Below are 19,141 nucleotides of genomic sequence, written 5' to 3' on the forward strand. Positions count from 1 at the left end.
GAATGGCGGGACGCTATAGGGGGGATGTGCAATGACGCCGTCCGAGAGCGGGACGTAGTACGGTCCGGTGAGTCCCAGCGGCCGGTGACGTTCATGTCGTGCTTTGTCGATTCCCGCGATAAGGTGCTGGGGTTCGTTGACGAGGCAGATGGGAGGTTGGGTTGATGACCGTGCTTGATGCTGCCTGCGATCAGAGGCCGTCATCGCCCGACGCGGCAGCCTGAGTCCGCCTATCAATTCCACGCTCCCGGCGATAGCTCCGGCCGGGCGTGCGTTAACGAACAGGGTTCAACATGAACGACCACCCACAGTGGTTCACTCGGCCAGAGAGGCCGGCTGACATTCCTGCCATTCGTGCGATTAATATCGCGGCGTTCGAGACTGCTGATGAAGCAGACCTCGTGGATGCTCTGCGCGATGACCCCGCATGGATCGACGGGCTATCCATAGTCACCACCAACAACAACGGGACGGTGGTGGGACATGCGCTGCTGACGCGTTGTCACATCGGCGAAATCCCCGCTTTGTGCTTGGCTCCCTGTGCGGTCCTCCCGGACCTTCAGCGAGCCGGTGCTGGATCGGCAGCGATCCGTGCAGCAATGAAGGCCGCCCAGGAATGTGGGGAGGACTTCGTCGTGGTGCTGGGCCACCCGGAGTATTACCCACGATTCGGGTTCGAGCGCGCTTCGCGACATGGCATCAGGCTGAGTGTCGAGGTTCCCGACGACGCTCTGCTGGCACTCTCACTGGGCAGAACTAAACCCCTTCCGGCCGGCACGGTGCGCTACGCAGCCCCGTTCGGAATTTAGGCCCCAGCTGAGCTCCGTTGCGGGTGATGAGATAGGCATCATCGTGCGCAACCGGATAGGCCGCTAGCAGCCAAGATGCCCTTGCCCTCAATTGAAGGCAAGGGCGCTGCCGTCTACGGCATCTGTAGCCGCTGGTCCCGACGTGCATCCAGTGATCTACACGTTGTGTCCCCAACGATCGATGAGGTGTCAATCGCGCTGGGTGTCAGAGAAGCCGCATCGTCTTGCCGGATTAGCGACTATCAAGGTTGGCACTTACGGACTCACGTCCGCAGGTCCTAGGCGAGGGTTGTCCCGACATATATGGTGGCGGCACTAGGTGTACACGCTCGGTGCTGGAGGATGCCATGAAGAAGAGGCTGGTTTTAGCTGTTCCCTGCGCTGTGCTTACTTTCATGGCTGCCATGCAGGCAGCGGGAGCACTCGGATTCGTGAGTGGCACGCAACAGCGTGACTATCAACAGCAGCGGGCTAGGGGATGGTCAAAGGAAGAGATTGCCAAGCAAGAGGCTTTGAAGAGTTGGACGGACGTGAAGACCCTTCACATCGTGGAGGAGCACGAGGGGGACTTCACCTCCAAGTAAATGGAGCGCATCATGCAAATCAACAAGCTCAACACCATCACCGACGATGTCGTCGAAGCCGCCCGCTCCGCCCTCGTCATCGGCATCACCTGACCCCGCCAAACAAACCTGCGAGAACCCGCCAAACGAAGCTGCGAGTCACCGGTGGGAGGTTTGAGATGTTTGCTAGTCGTGGCGACGTGGTGGAGTTCCGGTTCAACGTGTGATTCCACTGCGCCTGCAGGGCGAGGCCTGATCATCAAATGGCTGCTGAGCTCTCCAACTCAGACGATTTTCGCGCAGTTCAATCACCTGGGCGTGCTGGATTGAGTCTATGATCCTGCTGAAGTTCACGGTGCGTAACCATCGAAGCATCCGCGATGAGGTTAGTGTTGACCTCTCTCGTCCATGTCTGCGCACCTTGACACCGAAGGATGGCGACTGGCTGTCCGCTACCTACCGCGTCGCGGGCATTTTCGGGGGCAACGGCACGGGCAAGTCAGCGGTTGTTGACGCGCTCAACTTCGCGCTACGGGCCGTTGCGGAATCCTCGACTTCCTGGCAGGCGTTGCTCTCGATGCAGAGGGTGCAGTTCCGTCTCGACGCCGCGAGCCGTGACGACAGCAGTACGTACGAACTGGAGTTCGTCGCCGACGGCAGAAGGCACGTGTATGGGTTTGAGATTGATGCTTGCGGGGTGAAGCGTGAGTGGCTGCGGGATGTGCCGAGCAGTCGGTGGCGCACACTGCTTGACCGGGATCGTGATGCAAGGACACTTAAGCCATCTGTTGAAGTGACTGATCGCGAGCTTGTATTGAGTCGCGCGCTTCAGTTGCCGAAGTCACTTTTCCATGGGGTGGCCGTCGAGTTGACAGCTCACTTTGACGTCGTGTTGGTGCACCACGCTCACCGTGAGGCACGGCTCGCGGCGATCGCCAACATGCTCGCTGATGGATCCATCACATTTGTGGATCTGCAGTCCCTTCTCCAGGTCGCCGACATTGGTGTAGCCAACGTGTCGCTAGAAGAGCGAGACCTGCCGGAGCATCTGCGCGTTGCTATTGGAAACTTCATGCGAGCGATGAACGTGGGTGAGGGCTCACGGGAGGAGGTCCAGCGGGAACCTCTCGAAGGGCCAGACGTTCGGGATCAGCCCTTGCTCGAATCGGTCGTTCGGCGACTCTTGTTTACTCACTGTGGCGCTGATGATGGTTGCACCCCGTTTTCGATTCATGACGAGAGCGATGGGACGGTGGCATGGCTAGCCATTGCTGTCCCTGCCTTGGAGGCGCTCCGGACCGGGGGACTCATCCTCGTCGACGAGATCGACGCTAGTCTGCATCCGCACTTGCTAGATCTGCTCCTGGGCGCATTCGCAGACCGTGAAGTCAATGTGTTGGGGGCTCAGATCATCTTTACGAGTCACGAGTCTTACGTCCTCTCGCCGCTGAGCGAGGTGTCCCTTCAACCGGAACAAGTGTGGTTCACCGACAGGAGCGTCGAAGGCGTCACTGAGTTGACGAGCTTGGCGGACTTCCCTCGCCATGCTGACGCCAACGTGGCCAAGCGGTATCTGACTGGGAGGTATGGCGGTACGCCGCGTCTGTCGCCAAGCCTTTTCGGGGCGCTCGTGGACACGGGCGCGGAGTAGGCGATGGGTCGACAGAAGGGGTCGAGGCGTCGGGTTGTCAAGTCTCTCCGTCAGTTGGTGTCGCGACTCCTTGTTGTTGCCGAGGGTAAGCAGACGGAGCCGCAGTACGTCGAACAGCTCGCTGCTCGTCTGCGTAGTCGGGGAACTACGACCTTTGACGAAATTCATCGCCGTAAAGGCTGGATAAGACTGCTGTCGTCGTCATAGGTGAGAGGATCACGTCGGATGGCGGGCTACCGGATTGACGAGCAGATGAACGTGTTCGGCGAGCACATTCGAGGCTGGCGTATGGTGCTTGGGCTTACCGCTCAGCAGGTCTCCGAGCGTGCCGGCATTACCCGTGACACTCTGCGGAAGATCGAGACCGGAGATCCAGGAGTGGGATTCGGAAATATTGCCCAGGTGTTGCGTGCCTTGGGCGTCCTCGAACAGGCCGTTGACGCTATTGACCCGCTGAACAGCGACATTGGCCGATTGAGGGCGGGCCACCTTGCGAAGAAGCGTGTTCGATGACCGCCGTCGATGTTTTCGTCGATCGCGCTGGCGTTCCGCTCTTAGTTGGCCGAGCGCACTTCACCCGGCAGAGAGGCAGGATCTTGACCACGTTCCTGTACGACGTGGACTACCTGGCGGGCGATGGTACGAGCATTGATCCGACGCTGCCGCTGGTCTCCGGCGCGCGTTCCTCAGATGATCTCGCTTCCCGAGCTCCTCCATGCAGCTGACCAGTTCGCCTCGGAGCCGGATCCCATTACAGCGGTGAAACAGCTCCTCAATACGGGTACGACATAGGACTCGGCGGTGCCCGGCCCAAAGCCTCCGTGCAACTCAAAGAAGGCGCGTTGGCGATCGCGAAGTTTCCGCATTCCAATGATCAGTGGGATGTCATGGCCTGGGAAGCCACCGTGCTGGATCTGTTACAGGCGGCAGGCATGAAGACTCCACAGCGTGTGCTGACGCAGGTGGGGGAGCGCAACGTGCTTGTCTTGCGCCGGTTCGACCGCACGGACCACAAGCACAGAGTCGGCTACATCAGTGCTATGACGGCACTGGGAGCCAGCGACGGAGACCACCGAGATGACGCCGACATTGCAGGGGCCATCCGCGACCTCTCGCGCTCTCCGAAAATGGATCATCACGAGCTGTTTGACCGGGTAGTTGCCAGCGTCGCACGTGGTAACACAGATGACCATCTGCGCAACCACGGCTTCCTCGCCGATCGCGGCTCGTGGACACTGTGCCCAGCATTTGACGTCAATCCGACCCCTGACCCTTGGCGAGCACGCGCAACATCGATCATGGGGGCTGAAGCGATGCCAGATGAGGTTGAAGCTTTGCTCGTGTTGGCCGACGAGTGCAGCCTCAGCCGTGAGCAAGCCTGCAGCAGGATCCAACGCATGGCGAGTGTTTTTGCTGACTGGCGAGTAGCTGCGCGCAGGAACCAGATCCGTTGATGTGGTGGGAATCACCCTGTCAGCTCGGCGCATTGCGCGGAGTGGCGTCGCTTCCGCGCCAGGGCCCCGGAGGACACTGCGACTGTGCATGAGGCACCACTGATTCGGGGGGCGCGTCCGAGCGGTGATGCTCTGGGTGGTCGCATCCATCCCCTGTGACCACTCGGGGAGCGCACCTTCATAGGGACAGCGGGTCGGTGATCATCCCTGTCGCTCTGGAGGAACTTCGTGAAACATCTCACCACCAGAATGCGCACCGTCGCAGTTGCTGCGGTGCTCACCACTGCAGCTTCTGGGGCGGTCGCAGCCCCATCATTCGCCGTCGTACCAACCCCGCTCCCACGTCCAGAGCGTCTTTCCGAGATGCCTTCGGCTCCGGACGAGGGCAGCGACCCGCGTCTGGAGTGGGGAGTGAATCCGGCGCCCGGGCAGGACTGCCCGACTGGGTCGACGAAGCTCGCTCAGACCTTAGCCACCGAGAAATTCGATGGCACCGGGAAAACCTGGTTGGGCACAGGCAGCACCGTACAGACTGATGCGCAGGGCGGTTGGGCGCATCATGTCGGCCCGGGCGCCACCGGCGGCACCAAGATCTTGCAAACCCCGACGGTCATCACCCCTGGCAAGGCCCGCATGTATGTCAAGTTCGATGTGCGCGGCGACTTCGGCGAAAAAGACCTGTCAGTTTCGTCCAATAACGGAGCTGGTGGCTGGTTCGTCAAACCAGCTGACAAGGCGACCCCCGCCGTACCAACCACGCAGTGGCGCACCGAACGGATTGACCTGACTGACGGCGCGAATGAGGGCACCTGGAAAAACGATCTGCTGGTCCAGTGGTTCCGTGATGGGAAAGACGCCACCACCGTCGACCTGGACAACATTGAGATCTACCAGTGCACCCCTAAACCGGTCGGAGAGCGAGGCGATTTCAACGGTGACGGTTTCGCTGATGCGAAGTTCGTGATGAACGATGGGCAGCTGGTCTTCGTGGCAGGCACCCCCACCAAACCAGTGTCGATCTGGCGTGGCGGGACCGGCTGGACTGCGACGAACTGGATCGGCTCTGTCGGGGACACGGACGGCGACGGATTCACCGATCTGATGGCCCGCGGCAAGGACGGCACGATGCGGGTGTACCGCGGTGACGGGGTGCGAGGCTTCAGTAACGCCATGAAGGTCGGGTATGGCTGGAACGGAATGGACATCATCATCCCGGTCGGTGACGTCAACGGGGACACACATCCTGACCTGATCGCGCGGGACGCCAAGGGCAACATGCGTCTATACACCTATCTTCCGGACGGCACGATGACGGGCGGCACGATCGTCGGAAACGGCTGGCAGGGATATCGTCAAATCGTCGGGATCATCACCCGCAACGGGTCAAAGGCTCCCACGCGCCTGTACGGCGTCCTGCCAGGCGGAGAAATGAAGTCGTTCACGGTGACCTCCACTGGACGGATGACCGGTTGGGGTAAGAGCGTGGGCACCGGATGGAAGTTCAGCCAGATCGTCAGCTCTGGTGACTTCGACGGAGACGGACTGGACGACGTCTTAGCTACCGACACCGCTGGCAATGCCTTCGTGTTCCCCACTAATGGGGACGGGGTGTGGAAAGGCCGTCTGAAGATCCCCGGCACGTATTGGAATGCAGCGACGCTGATCGGCTGAAACGCCAAGGGATGAGCGAGTCGGGCCCCGAGAGAGGATTGCGGGGCCCGACCCCGGCCGACGTGGGAGTACGTCGACGGCGAGATGTCGCCCAGCTGAGGCGTCTAAGCTGCGAGAATGTCTGTCAACGTGCCCGATTGGGATGACTATTTCTTGGGGATCGCCACTGCGGTATCGGCGCGAGCGAAATGCCGTCGGCGCCGAGTGGGGGCAGTGGTGGTCATCGATCGGCGAATCATCGCGACTGGCTACAACGGTGCCGCTCCAGGGGAAGCGGACTGTATAGATGGGGCCTGTCCGCGAGGGATGCTCGGATACGACGTGGTGCCGGAGCTGGGTGATTACGACCGGCCGGGGACGCCAGGTTTCTGCATCGCCATTCATGCCGAGGTCAATGCGTTGCTCTTCGCGACCCGCGATACCAAAGGGGCGACCGCTTATATTACTGATCCGCCATGTCCGGGATGTCGCAAAGCGTTGGCTGCGGCAGGGATCGTCCGGGCGGTCTGGCCGCACGGAGAATACGATCGCGCAGGGTTGACGTCCTGGTCTAGCTGATTTTTCCGTGAGTGATGTCCTGTTTTTCCGTTTCGGGAAGGGTGGCGTTCTGGGAATTCAGAGGAGTGGTCTGGTCGTCCGGCTCGACACGGGACTTTAGTCACCCCGCGGCTTGAGGGGCGGTCGTAGCCTGGCGTGGTCGTAACAGCACGGTCCCGGCCGCGTGGCGACCGTGACTCTTCACTCCTGGGGTAGGCCAATGACGACTACCGACTCGCACCCGACCGGCACCCCGGCCACGGCGACTGCGGATCCATTTGCGGAACAGATGTTCCTGCTCGAGAAGAAGATGAGGGTCGACCCGGAGCCTTTCCGTGATGTCGCCCACATCCCTGGTTGCGAACGACTGGTGTTCGCCTTCCAAGACAATGAGCTGAGCGCAGAGATCACCCATCGCCTCTGGGAGATCCTCCTCGTAGACGACGCGGACGGGCGCGCATTGATGCGCTTTTTGTGGCTGCTCACTACTCGCTTCAAGAAGCGTTTTGTCGCTGCTCTCGATGCGCACCTGTCACAGCGCTACCCCATGTTTGATGGGCTGTCAGAAGGCTGGCCAGCCGGGAACTCGATCCCGCCGTACATCCGTGACGCGCAGGAGCGCTCGCAGGACTTTGGCCTGGTCAACCAGGGTTATCTGGGGTATATGAACCTGGGATACAGCGAACGTGAGATCGAGCTGTTTGTCTGGTTGGAGACTTTGCGGGACAAGCAGTGCAAGGACAAGCCCTGCGAGATCGGGGTGCATCTGGCTGATCGCAAAGAGCCGAAGGGAGGCTGCCCGGTCAAGATCCACATCCCGCAGATCATGGAATTAGTCGGATCGGGCCGTTTCCATGACGCTCTAGAGTTGATCGAGTCGGCGAACCCTCTGCCCGACGTGACAGGGCGGGTGTGTCCGCAAGAGCTGCAATGCCAAGGTGTCTGCCTGCAGACGCGGCAGCCGTTGGCCGTGGGGCAGTTGGAATGGTTCCTTCCGGAACGGGAGAAATTGGTCGACCCGGAAAGTGCGGTCCGACGTTTTGCTGGTCGGACCAATCCCTGGGAAGCAGCGACTAAGCCGCCAGTGGCGATCGTGGGTTCTGGGCCGTCAGGGTTGATCAACGCCTATTTGTTGGCTGCCGAGGGTTTCCCAGTGACGATTTTTGAGGCGTTCCATGCGCTCGGGGGAGTTTTGCGTTATGGCATCCCCGAGTTCCGGTTACCCAACGAGTTGATCGATGACGTCGTCGCGAAAATCAAACTTCTCGGCGGGCGTTTTGTCCCGAACTTCATTGTCGGCAAGACTGCGACCTTGCAAGATTTGCGCGAGGCTGGTTTCTGGCGGATCTTTGTTGGCTCAGGTGCGGGACTGCCACGATTCATGAACGTCCCGGGCGAACATCTCCTCGGGGTGATGAGTGCCAACGAGTTCCTGACCCGGGTCAATCTGATGCAGGGGTTGCGGGAAGACTACGAAACTCCGCTACCGCAGGTGCGTGACCGCAGGGTGCTGGTCATCGGGGGCGGCAACACCGCGATGGATGCGGCTCGGACGGCGCGCCGGTTGGGCGGCCACGTGACGATCGTGTATCGGCGTACCCGGGAGGAAATGCCCGCTCGCGTTGAGGAACTCGAACATGCCCTGGAGGAGGGTATCGAGCTGACGGTGTTGCGGAGTCCCTGTGAGTTCTTCGGCAGCGACGAGACCCACGCGGTGACTGCCGCGCACGTGGACGTGATGGAACTCGGTGAGCCAGATGCTTCCGGGCGCCGCTCCCCGAAGCCCACCGGGGAACGGGAAACCATCCCCGCAGACGTGGTCATCATGGCGTTGGGCAACTCGGCGAACCCGATCATCAAGGACGCTACCCCGCAGATGCGCACGAGCAAGTGGGGCACGATCGACTTGGAGCAGGAAGGTTCGCAGCTGACCTCGATCCCTGGGGTCTATACCGGCGGTGACGCGGCCCGAGGTGGGTCCACGGCGATCCGTGCCGCTGGTGACGGTCAAGCCGCGGCGCGAGAAATCGTCGGCGTGATTGATGTCGATCCGCGACAGGTGCCGACGATGGTCGCCAAGGCCCGCGAATACACCGATCTGGGCACGATCTCGCAACAGATCATCGCCAAGCGAGAATTGAGCCCTGGGATTTGCGAGTTCGTCATCAACGCACCACTGGTGGCTCGGGCCGCACGGGCGGGCCAGTTCGTGCGGTGCCTGGGGTGGCCCGATGGTGAGTTGATCCCGTTGACCTTGGCCGACTGGGATGCCGAGGCGGGCACGATCACCTTGGTGGTGCAGGGGGTGGGCACCTCCAGCATCGAGATGAACCGAATGCACGTCGGGGACCGGTTCGAGGGCATCGCCGGGCCGCTGGGACAGCCCAGCGAGATCGAGCGGTACGACGGCGCGACGGTGGTTTTCACTGCCGGTGGCCTAGGGCTGCCGCCGGTGTATCCGATCGTGCGGGAACATCTGCGTGCCGGGAACCATGTCACTCTCATTGCGGGTTTCCGGACCGAGGAGTTGATGTTCTGGACCGGTCCGGGGGAGCGGATCCCCCAGCTGCAGGAGGAGTTCCCCGACCTGCTGGAGGTGGTCTTCACCACGGATGACGGTTCGTACGGCGTGCCCGGTTTCGTGACCACCCCGCTGCAAGAGATGCTCGACGGCGGCTCGTCGCGGCCGCTGGGACAGATCGTGACGATCGGCCCACCACGAATGATGCGCGCAGTGGCGGAGCAGTCCGCGCCGTACGGCGTGCCGACGGTGGCGAGCCTGAACTCGATCATGGTGGATGCGACTGGCATGTGTGGTGCCTGCATGGTGCCGGTGATCATCGACGGGAAGATGGTGCGCAAACATGCGTGCATCGACGGCCCGGAAATCGACGCGCACATCATCGACTGGGACAAGTTCCTGCCGCGGTTCGGTCAATTCCGTGAGCAAGAGCAGGACAGTAGGCGACGGCGCGGTCTGTGACCGCAGCCGGACCGACAGCAGGCCGCCACCGGAGTGACATCCGGTGGCGGCCTCGTTCGTTCAGGGTGTGGCCGGACCGGGTGGGTGGGGTCCGGCCACACGGCGTGGGCCCGCTGCTCAACGGCGGGGGACCGCTCCTCCTGAGCTGACCTGAGGTGGGGGAGCCAGGGGGATCACAGCTCGGACGCCGGGGTGCGCTGGCCCGAGACGGGTGGTCCGGTAGAACGCATGCGCGACAGGACGCCATGTCGTGACGAGGGCTTCGTCAGCGTGGGCAACTTGAGAGGCGACATCGCTGGGCGAGAGACTCTCTGGGCCGTCGTCGGGGCTGGCAACGAGGTTGGTGCCCCAGCGGCCAACGATCTCAGCGTCAACTTCGGGGTGGCCTTGAATCCCCCAGGCGTTTTCGGCGAATCGGACCAGAACCGGGTCGCCGTGGGCGTCGTGGACCACGACGGAGGTTGTCGGCGGAACGTGGCGGACGATGTCGCTGTGCCAGAAGGTCAGCGGGCTGGTCGGGGCGAGCCCACCGAAGATCGGGTCGTCCTGAAGCCCGCTGGGTTCCCCGAGGGTGTAGATGCCACGGCGGGGATGGGCGCGCCGGGCCACCCGACCGCCGAGGGCTGCTGCAGCGAGTTGGTGGCCTAAGCAGATCCCCAGGAAAGGTGTGGGGTGAATGACTGCTTGAATAATGAGCGCCTTCGTAGCGGTCAGCCAAGGGTATGCAGCGTCGTCGTAAGCTCCCATGGGGCCGCCGAGAACGATCATCCCGCTGTGGTGGTCCAAGGTGTCGGGGAGCGGCTCCCCGAGGTCGCACCGTCGGACGTCAAGAGGCGTGTCAACCTCTTCCGCCCATGTCGAGAAGTGCCCTGGGGGACAGTCCTCCTCGTGCTGGACTACCAGTACCGGGCGGTATGCCATACCGAGCAGAGTAGGGACTGACCGGCCCGCCACGGGAGCGTCTTTGACGAACCGGGGCGAATCAGTGATTCACTCAGCGCCGCATCTGTTAACGCGTCATGCCGTCGGCAACATGGTCATCCCTGGTGACAGGCCCGGCCGACGCAACTGTGACGCCGCCGGGCCAGCCCTGCACCAAGGTCTTCCCCGATCAGTGCTGCTGCCGGTAGGTCCCCAGGAACCGCTCGAAACGGTGCATGGCCTCGGCGAGATCTTCCACATGCGGCAGAGTCACGATCCGCAAATGGTCATGGGTCGGGAAGTTGAACCCGGTGCCCTGGACGACCAGCATCTTCTCAGCGCGCAGCAACTCCAGCACAAAACGCTCGTCATCGTCGATCTGATAGACGGCCGGATCGAGCCGGGGAAAGGCGTAGAGCGCCCCCTTAGGCTTGGTGCACGACACGCCAGGGATGGCGTTGAGCATCTCATGCGCCAAGTCACGTTGCGCCAGTAGGCGCCCGCCCGGCCGGATCAGGTCCTCAATGCTCTGCGGACCGCTCAGCGCTGCCACCACAGCCCGCTGCGCAGGATGATTCGCGCACAACCGCATGTTCGACAGAATGGACAAGCCCTCGATGTAATCCCGGGCGTGCTCCTTGGGGCCGGACAAGACCATCCAGCCGCAGCGGAAACCCGGCACCCGGTAGGCCTTAGACAGCCCGTTAAAGGTTAAGCACAGCAGATCAGGGGCGAGCGAGGCGGTGCTGACGTGCTCGGCATCGTCGTACACGATCTTGTCGTAGATCTCATCGGAGAAGATCAACAGCTGATGCCGTCGAGCGATCTCAACGATCCCCTCGAGCACCTCCCGGGGATACACCGCACCAGTGGGGTTGTTGGGGTTGATGACGACGATGGCGGTCGTGCGGTCAGTGATCTTCGCTTCGATATCGTCCAGATCCGGGGCCCAGTCAGCCTGCTCATCGCAGACATAGTGGACCGGAGTCCCTCCGGCCAGAGCGACCGATGCGGTGTACAGCGGATAGTCGGGCGCAGGCAACAGCACCTCGTCCCCGGTATCCAACAAGGCCTGCAGCGACATCGTGATCAGCTCACTGACCCCATTGCCGAGGAAAATATCGTCTAAGTCCAGGCCGGACAGTCCTTTGCCCGCGTGATAGTGGGCGATAGCCCGACGAGCCGAGACGATGCCATTGGCGTCGCAGTAACCCGCCGAGTCCGGGAGCTCGCGGATCATGTCGATCAACAAGGCATCCGGTGCCGTGAACCCAAAGGGGGCGGTGTTGCCGATATTCAGCTTCAGGATGTGATGGCCTTCGTCCTCCATCTGCCGAGCTGCCTGCATCACCGGGCCGCGGATGTCGTAGCAAACGTTCTGAAGTTTCGCGGACTGGGTGAACTGACGCATGGCGCCCATGATGTCAGCCCCGACGCCTTCCCCGGCGCACTGGGCCATCTCCGGCGTACCAGCAGGACACTGGCCTGCCCGGCACCGGCGAGGAATCGCTCACCAAAATTCTTGTGAAGGAGGACTCATCGTCGATAAGGAGGGCGGAACGTGGCGGGCGGCGGAGGAGGGGCCGCCGCCCGCCACGGACCGCTCCAGAGCGCCCCGACAGTTGGGATATCCCTGATCGGTTGAGCGCTCGCCCACCGCAGCTCACTGCTGGATGTACGACGCCAAGTGGTCGGCTTCGTGCTCGAGCTGGCTGATCCGGTGCTTGACGACGTCACCGATGCTGACCAGACCCACCATCCGGCCGTCCCGCACCACCGGGACATGGCGGATCCGACGTTGGGTCATGTCCAGTGACAGGTCGGCCACGGTGGTCTCTGGGGAGCAGGTGTGCACCCGCACCGTCATGATGTCGCGCACACAGGTGCGCAGCGAGTCAGGGGCCACGGCCAGTCGGCGGACGATGTCTCGTTCGCTGACGATTCCGGCGATGGTGTCCCCGCCGTCCTCACTGACCACTGCCGCACCGATTCCGTGCGTGGCCAGCAGAGCGAGAAGTTCGGTGACATCGGCGTCCGGGGCGATCGTGGCCACGTGCGAATGTCCTTTTGAATTGAGCACATCGGCGATACGCATGCTGGCACGGTAAGGACCTTGGTCCCAGATGCGGAAGAGCTATTCCGGTGCGTGGACAGCGCCGCACGGCCCGTCCGAAAATCACCGGAACGGGCCGTGCGATGAGTGGGGCAGATATTCGCTGAGATGTCAGGGTTCTGCGATCGTCGGTGTCGATGCTGAGGCCATCCCCGATTCGCCGTCCAGCATCGATTGCGCCTGACTTCCCGCGCCGATCCGCATCCCGTAGAACGACCGATATACGAAATAGGCTGAGATGACGAAGAAGGCCGCCGCCAAGCAACGGGTCAGGGTGGATGATCCGGCCTGCTCAGTGAGCTGCACCGCCAACTCCACGGCTAACAAGCCGAACAAGGTGGTGAACTTGATCACCGGGTTCAACGCCACCGAGCTGGTGTCTTTGTAGGGGTCACCCACGGTGTCACCGACGATGGTGGCGTCATGCAACGCCGTACCCTTCGCGTGCAGATCGACCTCGACGATCTTCTTGGCGTTGTCCCAAGCGCCACCTGCATTGGCCATGAAAATCGCCTGGTACAGACCAAACAAAGCGATCGAGATGAGGTAGCCGATGAAGAAGAACGGCTCGTAAAACGCGAAAGCCAATGTCGAGAAGAACACCCCGAGGAACATGTTCAACATGCCCTTCTGGGCATACTGTGTGCAGATCTCCACCACTTTGCGAGAATCCTCCACGCTAGCTTTCGTGGCGCCCTCTAGCTTGATATTTTCCTTGATGAACTCGACCGCACGGTAGGCCCCGGTGGTGACAGCTTGGATCGATGCGCCGGTGAACCAGTAGATGATGGCCCCGCCAGTGATCAAACCCAACAGGAACGGGGGGTGCAGCAATGACAAGTTCTGCACATCATGTTTCATGCCACCGGTCAACGCCATGATGATCGAGAAGATCATGGTGGTGGCGCCGACCACCGCCGTACCGATGAGGACAGGCTTGGCAGTTGCTTTGAAGGTATTCCCGGCGCCATCGTTGTCCTCCAACAGCAACTTGGCGCGATCCCAGACGACATCAAAGCCGTAATTCCGCTTCAGCTCCTCGTCGATCCCCTCGATTTCCTCAATAACGCTCAATTCGAAGACGGACTGTGCGTTATCGGTCACCGGTCCGTAGGAGTCAACAGCAATGGTCACTGGGCCCATTCCCAAGAACCCAAAAGCCACCAGTCCGAAAGCAAACACGGCTGGCGCGACCATCACCATGTCCAAGCCCATCGAACTCATGGCATACGCCCCGCCCATCAGCGCGATGATGGCGATTCCCAACCAGTATGCCGAGAAGTTGCCCGCCACCAAGCCCGAGAGGATGTCCAAGGATGCGCCGCCCTGACGGGACGAGATGACCACCTCACGGACGTGCCGGGAATGGGTGGAGGTGAACACTTTCACCAACTCCGGGATCAGTGCGCCGGCGAGAGTCCCACACGAGATGATCACGGACAACTTCCACCACAAGGTGCCATCGCCCAAGTCGCTGATCAGTGCCGCGGAGGTCAAGAAGGTCATCACGATGCAAATCACAGAGGTGAGCCAGACCAGTGCTGACAGCGGCACCTCGAAGTTCATTTTGTCGAGATGGTCGTACCGGCGACGAGCCATGAATTCATTGCCCACGTAGGACAGTCCGGAAGCGATGACCATGACCGCGCGGATGACGAAGATCCATACCAGCAGCTGCACCTGGATTTTCGGGTCGTGCACCGCGAGCAAGATGAACGTGATCAAGGCTACGCCAGTCACGCCGTACGTCTCAAAACCATCTGCGGAGGGGCCGACCGAGTCGCCAGCATTGTCACCGGTGCAGTCGGCGATCACGCCGGGATTACGGGCGTCGTCCTCTTTAATCTTGAAGACGATCTTCATCAGGTCCGAACCGATGTCCGCGATCTTAGTGAAGATCCCGCCCGCAATGCGCAGTGCTGACGCACCGAGTGATTCACCAATCGCAAACCCGATGAAGCAGGAACCCGCGATCTCCCCGGGGAGAAACAGCATGATGACCAGCATCATCATCAGTTCGATGGAGATCAGCACCATGCCGATGCTCATGCCTGACTTCATCGGGATCTCGTAGACCGGGAATGGTTTGCCCGGCAGGGCGGCAAACGCCGTACGGCTATTGGCAAAGGTATTGACTCGGATCCCAAACCAGGCGACCGCGTAGGAACCGCCCATGCCGATCAGGCTGAACAGCAGCACGATCGCAACTCGACCAGGGGAGAAGTGCATCAACACGCCGAAGTACACCGCGATCACCGCGGCGATGAAGGTCCACAGGATGAGCAGGAATTTTCCCTGCTGGATCAGATATGCCTTGCAAGTCTCGTAGATCAGCTCAGAGATCTCCCGCATCGACGGGTGGACCGGCATGCGTTGTAACTGGCGGTAGGTGAGGAAACCGAAAGCCAACCCGAACAGACACACGATCAGGCCGAGGGACAGCAGGGCACGTCCGCCCATGCTCCCGGAGAAGAAAGAGACGAGATTCAGATCGGGGAGAACCAGATCAGCCTCACTGGAGGCGGGCAGACTGGCAGGTACGCCGAAAACGGACATTTCCGTCACGGCAGGAATAAGGGGCAACTGAGACATGACGGTCCGTTCTCGCACCGTTGCGTGTGTCGGATGTAATTGTCAGCGCCGAACGAGGCGCGGTTCTATTCCAGTCCTTGGCACAATTCCCCTGAAGGGACCTAGGTCCCCGCCTGGGGGCCGGTGCGCGGGCCACGCGGAACCCCTGGCAGAATATGCCTGTGACCAGCACTTCTTCCCCAGGCCTGCCGGGATGTCGACCGTATGATGATGACACTGTTGGCGTGGTTGGTATCGCTCTGGTCGACTGTCTCGACCATCCGACCAGATTGCTTGGTGGGCGCCGAACACGTCCCGCAGAAATAGCCGGCGGATGGGAACTTCCGGGGGGTAAAGTCGAGCCGGGCGAGACATGGCTTGAAGCGGCACGCAGAGAACTCCACGAAGAACTCGGGGTGGATATCAGGATCGGTGATTTCCTGCCCGGTCCAGAAGAAGGCTCACTGTGGCGATTGGGGCCTCGGCATGTGATGGGGGTGTGGTGGGCCGAGGTGACCCACGGAGTGGCCCGTCCTCTTCAGGACCATGACCTTCTTCGATGGCTGCCGCTTCCAGAGCTGTACGACGTGCCTTGGCTGGGCGGAGATCTCCCTGTCGTGCGCGCGATCGGTGCGCTGATGGGCGCAGAGTCTCGACGCTGACGGTCCTCGACGCCACAGATCGGCCCATCAGCACCTGGCTGTGTCTCAGGCACACCTTGAGGGCTGAGACAATAGGGCATATGGCCTCACAGACCCGCGCAGACATCCGCAATGTCGCCATCGTCGCTCACGTCGACCACGGCAAGACGACCCTCGTTGACAAGATGCTCTGGCAGGGAGGAGCCTTCGGCGAGCACGATCACGTGGCCGAACGGGCGATGGACTCCGGTGACCTGGAGCGGGAAAAGGGCATCACGATCCTCGCGAAGAACACCGCGATCCACTACAACGGCCCTTCCGCACGGGCTGCAGGCTGCGCCGATGGCGTGACCATCAACATCATCGACACCCCAGGGCACGCTGACTTCGGCGGTGAGGTCGAGCGAGGGCTGTCTATGGTCGATGGGGTTGTCCTGCTGGTCGACGCCAGTGAAGGCCCACTGCCGCAAACCCGTTTCGTGCTGCGGAAGGCGCTGTCGGCGAAGCTGCCCGTCGTGCTGTGCATCAACAAGGTGGACCGCCCGGACAGCCGGATCGCTGAGGTCGAGGACGAGGTCTACGAGTTGTTCATGGACCTCATCGAGGACGCTGACCACCACGCGGACCAACTGGAATTCCCGATCGTCTACGCCTCAGCGAAGGCGGGCAAGGCATCCGTCGAGCGTCCCGCTGATGGCGGGGTGCCGGACAGCCCCGACTTGGAGCCACTGTTCCGGACGATCATGGAGACCATTCCTGCGCCGACGTACGACGATGAAGCTCCGCTGCAAGCGCACGTCACCAACCTGGACTCGTCGAACTTCCTCGGTCGTCTGGCGCTGTTGCGCGTGTTTAACGGGGAGATTCGTAAGGGTCAGCAGGTCGCGTGGATGAAGCACGACCGCAGCGTGGAGCGCGTCAAAGTCAGCGAACTGCTCATCACTGAGGGCTTGGAGCGCAAGCCGTTGGAGAGTGGTGCGGCGCGCCCCGGTGACATCATCGCGATCGCTGGAATCCCGGAGATCATGATCGGTGACACCATCGCCGACCCGGAGGATCCCCGTCAGCTGCCGCTGATCAAGGTCGACGAACCCGCGATCTCCATGACGATCGGCACCAACACCTCCCCGCTCGCGGGGCGGGTCCGCGGCGCCAAGGTCACGGCACGCTTGGTGAAGGACCGCCTCGACCGTGAGCTTGTCGGCAATGTGTCATTGCGCGTGCTGCCCACTGAGCGTCCCGACGCCTGGGAGGTGCAGGGCCGTGGAGAGCTGGCCCTGGCGATCCTGGTGGAGCAAATGCGCCGGGAGGGATATGAGCTGACTGTCGGCAAGCCGCAGGTGGTCACGCGCGAGGTGGATGGGAAGGTCCATGAGCCCGTCGAGCGACTGACCATCGACACCCCGGAGGAGTTCTTGGGGGCGGTGACGCAGTTGATGGCTGCCCGTAAGGGGCGCATGGAGCAAATGGTCAACCACGGCACGGGCTGGGTGCGTATGGAATTCCTGGTGCCGAGCCGCGGCATGATCGGCTTCCGCACCGAATTCCTCACCGAGACTCGGGGTACGGGGATCGCTCACCACGTCTTCGAGGGCTACGAGCCGTGGTTCGGGCCGATTGTCACCCGTCTGACCGGGTCGCTGGTGGCCGACCGGACCGGGGCTGCGACGACGTACGCGATGTTCAACTTGCAGGAGCGCGGCACGATGTTCCTCGAGCCGACCACTGAGGTCTACGAGGGCATGATCGTCGGGGAAAACTCCCGCACCGAGGACATGGACGTCAACATCACCAAAGAGAAGAAGCTCACTAACGTGCGCTCTTCCACCGCGGACGTGTTGGAACGGTTGATCCCGCCGCGCAAGTTGTCGTTGGAACAGTGCTTGGAGTTCTGTCGGGAAGACGAGTGCGTCGAGGTCACACCGGAGGCGGTGCGCATCCGCAAGGTCGTGCTGGACCAGACCGAACGGGCTCGGGCGGCGGCTCGGGCGCGCAGCGAGGCTAAACGCGACAACTGACCTTTTGCCGATGAGGGATGCCCCTGACCTGGGAGACCAGGTCAGGGGCATCCCTTGTGGCCGTGGAGATCTGCTGATGAGCGGACAGCGAGTCGGACGTCAGTGTCTACTGGTGAATGACACCATTTGTCCAGCTTCTGTGAGGTTCCTGCATGCGCACCATGGCCGCCGCTCGGCTCAACCTGACCAGCCATACCCTGACGGTCGAGGAGGTGCCGGTGCCTACCCCGGGACCGGGAGAAGTGCTGATTCAGGTCAAATCGGCTGGGGTGTGCCTGTCCGATGTCCACCTTGTTGAAGGGGTGATCCGGCCGCAGTTCCTCGACGGTGATGTTGTCACCCTTGGCCACGAAGTCGCCGGTGTCATTGACGCTTGTGGGCCGGGCATTGAGGCACCTGACCACCTAGAGACCGGCATGCGGGTCCTCCTTCAGGCTGGTCATCGCACTCCCGCCGGTCGGATTCTCACTCGTGGGGTCGATTACGACGGCGGGTACGCCGAATATGCGCTAGCCCGTGCTGAAACGGTTGTGCCCATCCCTGATTCTTTGTCTTTTGATCAGGCCGCGATCATCCCGGATGCAGTCTCCACCCCGTGGGCGGCGGTCAGTGCTACCGCCCATGTGCACGCTGGCGAAGCCATCGGGGTGTGGGGCCTCGGCGGGCTTGGCGCGCACGCCGTTCAACTCTTGCGGATGAGTGGGGCAGCCCCGATCATCGGGATCGACCCACTCCCCGCAGCCCGAGACCGGGCGTTGTGTCTGGGTGCCGACGTGGTGGCCCACCCTGACGAAGCAGCGGAGGTCATTGCCGGGATCGCTCCGGACGGCGTGGATGCCGCGTTCGACTTTGCTGGGGTCGCTGCGGTACGCACCCAGGCGTTACAGGTCCTGGCCCGTCATGGGCGACTGGTCGTTGTCGGGCTCGCTGGGCACGGCCTGGAGATCGAATCCGACATGGCGTTTGCTTTCAAAGGTCAGTCCGTGATCGGGAATTACGGCAGCGAAGCGGGTCATGTCAGAGAACTCGTCCATCTTCTCCAACATGGCCGACTGGACTTTTCAACATCGATCACGGACACCTTCCCCTTGTCAGAGGCACCTGCGGTGATTGAACGCCTCGAACGCAAAGAAGGAAATCCGATCCGTTTCGTCTTGCATCCCTGACGGTCGAGGTGGTGCGCCAGGGGCGCTGACAGGTTTGCCTCGC

15 protein-coding genes are annotated in these 19,141 nt (G+C 61.8%); 11 read left to right on the forward strand and 4 right to left on the reverse strand.

Going from position 1 to position 19,141, the window contains the following annotated elements; all coding sequences use genetic code 11:
* The first annotated feature begins 293 nt into the window (after positions 1-293).
* The 8 genes from KEM60_RS10170 (at position 294) to KEM60_RS10210 (ending at position 9,668) form a co-directional block, all read left to right on the forward strand.
* Positions 294-809, forward strand: a complete 516-nt coding sequence (locus KEM60_RS10170) for a GNAT family N-acetyltransferase (protein ID WP_219107431.1) — start codon at positions 294-296, stop codon at positions 807-809.
* Positions 810-1,141: 332 nt separating this feature from the next.
* Complete coding sequence (locus tag KEM60_RS10175) at positions 1,142-1,393, forward strand: hypothetical protein (protein ID WP_219107433.1); 252 nt, start codon at positions 1,142-1,144, stop codon at positions 1,391-1,393.
* A 313-nt stretch (positions 1,394-1,706) separates the two neighbouring features.
* The gene (locus KEM60_RS10185) at positions 1,707-3,023 is read left to right on the forward strand and encodes an ATP/GTP-binding protein (RefSeq protein WP_219107435.1); all 1,317 of its coding nucleotides are present in this window, start codon (positions 1,707-1,709) and stop codon (positions 3,021-3,023) included.
* Positions 3,024-3,311: 288 nt separating this feature from the next.
* Complete coding sequence (locus tag KEM60_RS10190; protein WP_370626353.1) at positions 3,312-3,536, forward strand: helix-turn-helix domain-containing protein; 225 nt, start codon at positions 3,312-3,314, stop codon at positions 3,534-3,536.
* 275 nt (positions 3,537-3,811) lie between these two features.
* Positions 3,812-4,477, forward strand: coding sequence for a HipA domain-containing protein (locus tag KEM60_RS10195; protein ID WP_370626354.1), 666 nt, complete (start codon positions 3,812-3,814; stop codon positions 4,475-4,477).
* Positions 4,478-4,705: 228 nt separating this feature from the next.
* Entirely contained in the window at positions 4,706-6,148 is a 1,443-nt protein-coding gene (locus KEM60_RS10200; RefSeq protein WP_219107439.1) for a VCBS repeat-containing protein, read from the forward strand.
* A gap of 117 nt (positions 6,149-6,265) precedes the next feature.
* Positions 6,266-6,706, forward strand: a complete 441-nt coding sequence (locus tag KEM60_RS10205) for a deaminase (RefSeq protein ID WP_219107441.1) — start codon at positions 6,266-6,268, stop codon at positions 6,704-6,706.
* Positions 6,707-6,905: 199 nt separating this feature from the next.
* Positions 6,906-9,668 (forward strand): sulfide/dihydroorotate dehydrogenase-like FAD/NAD-binding protein, encoded by a 2,763-nt coding sequence (locus KEM60_RS10210; RefSeq protein WP_219107443.1) that lies wholly within the window; start codon positions 6,906-6,908, stop codon positions 9,666-9,668.
* Between the two features lie 117 nt (positions 9,669-9,785).
* Here KEM60_RS10210 and KEM60_RS10215 read toward each other — a convergent pair whose 3' ends face one another.
* From KEM60_RS10215 to KEM60_RS10230, 4 genes are all read right to left on the reverse strand, one after another.
* Positions 9,786-10,589: a type 1 glutamine amidotransferase gene (locus tag KEM60_RS10215; protein WP_219107445.1), complete on the reverse strand. Its 804-nt coding sequence runs from the start codon at positions 10,587-10,589 to the stop codon at positions 9,786-9,788.
* Between the two features lie 190 nt (positions 10,590-10,779).
* Complete coding sequence (locus KEM60_RS10220) at positions 10,780-12,000, reverse strand: pyridoxal phosphate-dependent aminotransferase (protein WP_219107447.1); 1,221 nt, start codon at positions 11,998-12,000, stop codon at positions 10,780-10,782.
* 252 nt (positions 12,001-12,252) lie between these two features.
* A complete protein-coding gene (locus KEM60_RS10225) occupies positions 12,253-12,684 on the reverse strand; it encodes a CBS domain-containing protein (RefSeq protein WP_219107449.1) in 432 nt (143 codons plus the stop codon).
* A 129-nt stretch (positions 12,685-12,813) separates the two neighbouring features.
* Positions 12,814-15,294: a sodium-translocating pyrophosphatase gene (locus tag KEM60_RS10230; RefSeq protein WP_219107451.1), complete on the reverse strand. Its 2,481-nt coding sequence runs from the start codon at positions 15,292-15,294 to the stop codon at positions 12,814-12,816.
* A gap of 155 nt (positions 15,295-15,449) precedes the next feature.
* On the opposite strand from KEM60_RS10230, the gene KEM60_RS10235 reads away from it, so the two are divergent.
* The 3 genes from KEM60_RS10235 to KEM60_RS10245 all read left to right on the forward strand — a co-directional run bounded on the left by KEM60_RS10235 (position 15,450) and on the right by KEM60_RS10245 (position 19,098).
* On the forward strand, positions 15,450-15,935 hold the full coding sequence (locus KEM60_RS10235) for an NUDIX domain-containing protein (RefSeq protein WP_219107453.1): 486 nt from the start codon (positions 15,450-15,452) through the stop codon (positions 15,933-15,935).
* Between the two features lie 80 nt (positions 15,936-16,015).
* A complete protein-coding gene (typA, locus tag KEM60_RS10240) occupies positions 16,016-17,932 on the forward strand; it encodes a translational GTPase TypA (protein WP_219107455.1) in 1,917 nt (638 codons plus the stop codon).
* A 152-nt stretch (positions 17,933-18,084) separates the two neighbouring features.
* A complete protein-coding gene (locus KEM60_RS10245; RefSeq protein ID WP_219107456.1) occupies positions 18,085-19,098 on the forward strand; it encodes a zinc-binding dehydrogenase in 1,014 nt (337 codons plus the stop codon).
* Positions 19,099-19,141 lie beyond the last annotated feature (43 nt).

Source organism: Austwickia sp. TVS 96-490-7B (genome assembly GCF_019331795.1).
Classification (GTDB): Bacteria; Actinomycetota; Actinomycetes; order Actinomycetales; family Dermatophilaceae; genus Austwickia.

What these genes read in the sequence shown, in the direction of transcription:
- KEM60_RS10170 (WP_219107431.1), top strand. Translation starts at nt 294, where the DNA reads ATGAACGACCACCCACAGTGGTTCACTCGGCCAGAGAGGCCGGCTGAC.
- KEM60_RS10185 (WP_219107435.1), top strand. Translation starts at nt 1,707, where the DNA reads ATGATCCTGCTGAAGTTCACGGTGCGTAACCATCGAAGCATCCGCGAT.
- KEM60_RS10190 (WP_370626353.1), top strand. Translation starts at nt 3,312, where the DNA reads ATGGTGCTTGGGCTTACCGCTCAGCAGGTCTCCGAGCGTGCCGGCATT.
- KEM60_RS10205 (WP_219107441.1), top strand. Translation starts at nt 6,266, where the DNA reads ATGTCTGTCAACGTGCCCGATTGGGATGACTATTTCTTGGGGATCGCC.
- KEM60_RS10210 (WP_219107443.1), top strand. Translation starts at nt 6,906, where the DNA reads ATGACGACTACCGACTCGCACCCGACCGGCACCCCGGCCACGGCGACT.
- KEM60_RS10215 (WP_219107445.1), bottom strand. Translation starts at nt 10,589, where the DNA reads ATGGCATACCGCCCGGTACTGGTAGTCCAGCACGAGGAGGACTGTCCC.
- KEM60_RS10220 (WP_219107447.1), bottom strand. Translation starts at nt 12,000, where the DNA reads ATGCGTCAGTTCACCCAGTCCGCGAAACTTCAGAACGTTTGCTACGAC.
- KEM60_RS10225 (WP_219107449.1), bottom strand. Translation starts at nt 12,684, where the DNA reads ATGCGTATCGCCGATGTGCTCAATTCAAAAGGACATTCGCACGTGGCC.
- KEM60_RS10230 (WP_219107451.1), bottom strand. Translation starts at nt 15,294, where the DNA reads ATGTCTCAGTTGCCCCTTATTCCTGCCGTGACGGAAATGTCCGTTTTC.
- KEM60_RS10235 (WP_219107453.1), top strand. Translation starts at nt 15,450, where the DNA reads ATGCCTGTGACCAGCACTTCTTCCCCAGGCCTGCCGGGATGTCGACCG.
- typA (WP_219107455.1), top strand. Translation starts at nt 16,016, where the DNA reads ATGGCCTCACAGACCCGCGCAGACATCCGCAATGTCGCCATCGTCGCT.
- KEM60_RS10245 (WP_219107456.1), top strand. Translation starts at nt 18,085, where the DNA reads ATGCGCACCATGGCCGCCGCTCGGCTCAACCTGACCAGCCATACCCTG.